Raw genomic sequence first — 5,614 nt, 5'->3', positions numbered from 1 at the left:
TTCAAATACAATGTTTTTATCATTTACATCAGGAATTCTTACTTCTTCAGTAACCGATATTTTTTTCTTGGAAAAGTTCTCTATTTTAAGATTTATCGAACTTGGTTGTAATCCTGTATATAACTCATTCCAAGATTTTCGTCCCCATTCCTGTAACTCATCACAAACGAACAGCAAACTTGAAAATGTATTTAAATGAATATTATAAATATCAGAACATGTGTGTGAAGCCATAGGCCTCAGAATTTCCCTACGAATATAAAATTGTCTTGCATCTTCAGATTTATATTCATAATCATCATTCATATTAAAATCTGATTCCAAAAAGTAAAGGAGCATTTTATAAATTATGACAGCACTTATAATTCCGTGATCAAAATTTTCAAGTGATTTCGAATATTTCAGATAATATTTTGGTTGTATTCGTCCAAAATATGTTATTCCATTTCCAGTAGAATCCTCAATTTTTTTAGGAACCATCTTTGTGCTCAAAAAACGAATAATAAAATCATTTATATTATCTTGTATACCACCAAAATTGAAATTATCTAGAATAGAAGGATTAGGAACAAACTCACCCATCATATTCTTTGTTTTATCTAATATTTTCCGTGATTTTTCTAATGGATAACCTAAATCATGACATAATGCAGCTATAGTCCAAATAGATAGTTTTTCGAAAAAGTTGATTTTATCCGAAAAATCATTTTTCCCTAAACCATCTAAGCCAATACAATCAATAAAATAAGCTTTTTTGTCATCTGTCTTTCGTAAAAGGCAAAAGATACCCAATAACCAAGTTCGTAGTGAATGGAAAATATGATCTCTATAATAGGAACTTGAGCCATATAATAAGCTTTCAAAATCTGAATATTTTTCTAAATATTTTTTTATCCTATCAAGACCATAAGTGATTGGCTTTTTTAAATCAGAATCGTTATTTTTTTGAAATGGTTCTCGTTCATCAAAAAATCTTAAACATTGAATTGATTTATCAATCAAGTTCAACCATAATGCTTCCACTTCGTTGAGCTGAAAATATTCAATACTTTCTGTTTTTACAATCAAAGATTTCAATTGTTTAATTATATCATCACATAAAGGGAAATATTTGAATTCTGATAATTCCTGTTCTTTCAATTTTTCACCAATTAATTTTTGTATATCCGTTCCTGAGATTTCTTCTATAAGAGCTTTATCATTTATAATAGCCATTATTTTGTCTCCTTGATATATTTCTGAACAGGGCAATTCTCACAACAAGAATAAGATTTAGAATATGTATCAATAAATATTTTACAAGCTTTTAAGTATTCTGATTCTTGAAGAATATCCTTTAATCGTCTTGTTTTTATATTATCCGGCAAAATTTCATTGCCATATGAATCTCTTATTGGTAGCCCTTTAAAAGCCTCACAAGCTAGTACTGCACCATCATAACGAATTGCAAGTTTTCCGCTAACAGCATGGCATTTTATATTTGTGTTTTCTGAAAATGGAATTCCAAGCCTAATATCAATCTTTGCAGATTTTGAAAGCTCTTTTAAATGTAAATTAAAATTACAGTATTCTTTTTCATTTAATTCAATTAAATTTTTATTTGTAAATGCTCTTCCTTGAGGAACAAGCTTCAAAAAACTTACTTTTCTAATTCCTATTTTTTCTGATAAGCTTATAACAAATTCAATTTGATCAATATTTACTTTCATTGGAACAAAATGAATTTCTGCCTCCAATCCTACCAATTTCGCATTTTTAATACTTTCAATTAATTTTGGAAAGTTTCCCAGCGTTTTCATTATTTCGTTATATTTTTTCTCTTCACCAGCCTGCATATTAAAGATTATACTTGACAAACCATTTTTTTTACAAGCTTTTAAAAAAGCTAATGTTAGGAAACTAGTTTGATCTATATTTCTTACTATACCACTAGAATAAATTGTAACTTCAATTTTTCGCTCAGAAGCGAAATTTATAATTCTCAATACATCAGGATGTAGGAATGGTTCTCCTCCAGAAATACACAGTTTTTTAATTCCTAAGTCTGACATATCTTGAATTACTTCTTTTATAACATCAAATTCAATGTATGAATTAGCATTCCACGAAGAGCATGAAGAACAATATATGCAATTATTGGGACATTTTTGAGTAATTTCTAACGCTATTTCTGAAATCATTTCTTATTTATAGTTATTTTTGATTGCTGATACTTTTTCCAAGCATTATTTTCAGAAGACATTATATTCTCACAATTTTCCACAAACAAATTAAAAGACGAAGGGAGTTCCTTTTCTAAATAAACTCCTGTTCTTGTTAGAAAAAACTCTCGTTCTCTTTTTAACTGTTCAATTGTTGTTCTATAATAAATCCATTTCTCTTGATACTTTATAACACCATTCATAGATGCTGATATTGCTATCAGGACTCCCAAAATAGCAATAACTAAACCTGCCCAGTTTTTATCCATAAAATGACCAGAAATTAAAGGAATACTCACACCTGAACATATTTCAAAGAATTTCGATACATAATAACAATTTTTATTCAATTTAGATTTGTTTTCATAAAAATTTATCTGATCCTTAATCCTGTTTTCTAAATAATCATTCTCATCCATTTTTAATACCACCAAGCCAAGCGCCAATTGATTTATAGTCGTCAGTTGTTTTATTAATCCAAATCATATCTTTACTTGTTTGTTTAGCAGTACCATATGATACATACGGATAAAGTCCTAGATATTCTGTCCCTCTATATGCATCTGATTGATTTCCTGTAAGAGGACAGATTGCAACATGACCGCTAAAGCCATCCATAAATCCTAATTCCCATGGCATCCATTTTGAATCTACAGAAGTTTGAGAAGTTGCATAAAATAGACATTTACAATTTTTCATCCTGGTTCTTAAAATTTCAGCAGTATTAGGCGTCACATTCTTACGATTCAAATTAGAATCTTTAATCCAATCAACATAGACAGAAAGCCCATAAATTTCTTCCAACATAGCTGCTAAAGCACCAATAAGCCTTCTATCTTCGTAACGATGAGATAAAAAAACATCATAACTTTTTTTAGTCAAAAAGTTTTTTTGAGAAGTTATTGATTTTTCAATATAATGCTCAAATGCAATTTCTTCAGTAGAAAAAATATTTTTTGATACATAATTTGTTAGTACAGATTCACCAAATAATGCCATTTATTACTTCCTGTATTTCATTATATCACAAAATCATTTCCCCAAGTTCTGCGTATCAAAGAAAAATCTTTGATAATTTTCTTTATTTCTGCAAAATAATTGATTTTATCAAATCGCTGACCAAGTTTTTTTTCTTTTTCAATTATTGCATTGCGAATACTGGTATCAGAAAGAAGTGCATTCATATGTTCTACAAGTTCTTCCGGCTTATAGCCGTTGAAATACAATGCAGTATCACCAAGTTGTTCTTTATGACCGTCCAAATCTGTGATGATTATAGGGCATTGCAAATAAGTTGCTTCAATTGGAGGCATATTATTTGGTCCCATAAGTGAGGCAAAAATCATTCCGACAGCGTGTGTATAAAGGTACTTCAGATTCTCATCAGAAACAAATCCTGTAAAAATAACTTGATTCTCCAGCCCTCGTCGTTTTATTTCGCTCGCAATATATTTACGGTTTCCTTTATCAGATCCTGTCAGGTAGACAATTGGGTTTGTATCATATTTTTCTGCCAATAATTCAAGGGCATCCAGAATCGTAATATGATTTTTATGTGGCCAGAATTGTGCTGGATAAAAAAAGTACGGATCTTCTTTTATAAAGTCGGGTTTCTTTTCTTCACCACGGCAAAAAGAAGCGACAGGAAACTCTGAAATCCGTACCTTCGAAGCTGGCATAGGATAGTTTTCAAGAATTTCTTTTTTTCCTTCCTCATTTCCTGTAATTACAAAAGAAGCTCTGTACAACATCGTTTGATACATATCTTCCCTATCTTCCCAAAGCCAACCAGAACGCGATACCTCTGGAAAATACGGCGTTCTTCTATGTCCTAAATCCCAGACTGTATAAATATATGGATATTTTACATCAAACTTCACAGGCTGCGGGAACCAGAACAAATCAATATTCTCTTTTTTAGCAATGAGATTAAGCCTTGTATCTTTGTAAGAAACTTGAAAAAGTTTTTGCAGAGTTTTAGAAATTATGTGCCTTATAACACCGACTTTCGTGTAATTTATATAACAATTTCCATCAAAGAAAGTGTTATATGACTTTTTCAGGCCTCCAGAGTATAAAAAAACAAATTCCACCCCCTTCATATCATCAGAAGCGTTTATTTCATTTCTAATAGTTAATAAGAGAGAACTAGCTCCACCATCTTCTGGGCGAAAATTTCCTAAAAAAACACCGACTTTCATTATTTTTGATATTCCTTAATAACTTCACAAATATGCCTAATTTGTTCTTCAGTAAGACTTGAAGCACTTGGCAAATAAAAACCGTTTTCTGTAAGCCAATCTGTAACAGGGTATTCTCCGGAACACTCACAGCCGAAATCTTTCAAAGATTTTTGCCGATTCATGCTAATAAACAAAAGCCTTGTATCAATTCCTTTTTCTTTAAGATGACCAATAAGTTCATCTTTTGTATGACCATATTCAACAGGATTTATAACAATTGTATTCATCCAATGCACATTCAGTCCATTTTCTTGATCTTTTTGAAAGATAATTCCTTTGCAATCAGAAAGATATTTTTTGTATAATAAAGCATTATTAATACGCATAGTGCGATAGGCATCTGCCTTTTCTACCTGAGCGAGTCCAACAGCTGCATGCAAATTTGACATTCGATAGTTAAAACCTATGTCGTTATGACTGTAAATACGTGGCCCATCCACTGGAAAACACATATTTTTAAAATATTTGCACTTCGTGTATTTTTCTTCGCAATCCATAATGACCATGCCACCTTCACCTGTCGTAAGGTTTTTATTTGCGAAAAAACTAAATGATGCAATATCAGAAAAACTTCCAGTTTTTTTCCCTCTAAATTCAGCCCCATGCGATTCGGCCGCATCTTCTACAATAAAAAGTTTATATTTTTTTGCAATCTCACAAATTGCATCCATATTACAAGGATTCCCAAAAATATGCACAGGAATAATCGCCTTTGTATGCGGTGTAATTTTTTCTTCAATTTTTGTTACATCTATATTCCATGTATCTTTATCTGCATCGACAAAAACAGGTTTTGCACCAGTGTAGCATACGGCAAATGCTGTAGCAATCATAGTAAAAGATGGAATAATCACTTCATCGCCCTTGCCTATTCCTAAAGCTGTGAGTGCCAGATGAATTGCAACTGTTCCATTACAAACAGCAACTGCATATTTTACGCCACAATACTTTGCGAACGCTTCTTCAAATTGCGTTACATATTTACCGTTAGAACTGATCCAACCTGTTTGGACAGCTTCAGTTACATATTTAATTTCGTTTCCGCCTAAAAGAGGCTCACATACTGGAATAAAATCTGACATAATGATTATTTCCTTTTACTTATAAATTTAAAAAGTAAATGTGCTGATAAGTGAATTGCTAATGCTATCAATGTACAACTTAAAAAAC

Annotated in this window: 6 protein-coding genes; all 6 read right to left on the bottom strand. The window is 31.2% G+C overall.

The annotated features are described in order from the left end of the window. Positions 1 to 1,215: hypothetical protein (locus H9I36_RS12795; protein WP_222864706.1), on the bottom strand; the 1,215-nt coding region annotated here is incomplete at its 3' end. Continuing rightward, complete coding sequence (locus H9I36_RS12790; protein WP_187385729.1) at positions 1,215 to 2,180, bottom strand: radical SAM protein; 966 nt, start codon at positions 2,178 to 2,180, stop codon at positions 1,215 to 1,217. The genes H9I36_RS12795 and H9I36_RS12790, both read right to left, overlap by 1 nt. Beyond that, positions 2,177 to 2,620, bottom strand: a complete 444-nt coding sequence (locus tag H9I36_RS12785) for a DUF4231 domain-containing protein (protein ID WP_187385728.1) — start codon at positions 2,618 to 2,620, stop codon at positions 2,177 to 2,179. Before H9I36_RS12785 ends, H9I36_RS12790 begins: the two co-directional genes overlap by 4 nt. Further along, positions 2,613 to 3,200 (bottom strand): toll/interleukin-1 receptor domain-containing protein, encoded by a 588-nt coding sequence (locus H9I36_RS12780; protein WP_222864705.1) that lies wholly within the window; start codon positions 3,198 to 3,200, stop codon positions 2,613 to 2,615. Before H9I36_RS12780 ends, H9I36_RS12785 begins: the two co-directional genes overlap by 8 nt. Before the next feature lie 20 nt (positions 3,201 to 3,220). After that, complete coding sequence (locus H9I36_RS12775; RefSeq protein WP_187385727.1) at positions 3,221 to 4,402, bottom strand: glycosyltransferase family 4 protein; 1,182 nt, start codon at positions 4,400 to 4,402, stop codon at positions 3,221 to 3,223. Beyond that, positions 4,402 to 5,526, bottom strand: a complete 1,125-nt coding sequence (locus H9I36_RS12770; RefSeq protein ID WP_187385726.1) for a DegT/DnrJ/EryC1/StrS family aminotransferase — start codon at positions 5,524 to 5,526, stop codon at positions 4,402 to 4,404. Before H9I36_RS12770 ends, H9I36_RS12775 begins: the two co-directional genes overlap by 1 nt. Positions 5,527 to 5,614 lie beyond the last annotated feature (88 nt).

The organism is Treponema sp. Marseille-Q4130 (assembly GCF_014334325.1).
Taxonomy (GTDB): Bacteria; Spirochaetota; Spirochaetia; order Treponematales; family Treponemataceae; genus Treponema_D.
Note: the sequence above shows the minus strand (reverse complement) of the source record. Positions and strands in the feature narration are given on the sequence as shown.